The following is a 308-nucleotide window of genomic DNA, read 5'->3' on the forward strand; positions in this document are numbered from 1 at the left end:
GTAACAATACATATCCACCTAAAATTTCCGCGAATGCTATGCTAGGAAGTTAGGTGGGAGATTACTGTCCTTAAATGTGGTTGATTAAAGCTACAGCCACATTCTCCTGTTCTAATTAACTAAAAGAAGAACTTCCCCATCCCGATTAGACTACTAATCATTCCTATTCCACTCATGGTGCCTTTTCCTGCTGTAAGTAAGTTTCCAAGCATTCCAAGCTGACCGTTACCTCCGGTATTTCCCCATCCCATTGGGGCCCACGGACCACCCCATCCTGAAGGATTTCCAAAAACACCCGAGTTATTGGT

Annotated in this window: 1 pseudogene; it reads right to left on the reverse strand. The window is 43.8% G+C overall.

What is annotated here, in order from left to right:
* Positions 1–119 precede the first annotated feature (119 nt).
* A pseudogene (locus MR160_RS34245) lies at positions 120–308 on the reverse strand (hypothetical protein); the annotation flags it as partial.

Source organism: Bacillus cereus group sp. BfR-BA-01382, assembly GCF_022663475.1.
Classification (GTDB): domain Bacteria; phylum Bacillota; class Bacilli; order Bacillales; family Bacillaceae_G; genus Bacillus_A; species Bacillus_A thuringiensis_S.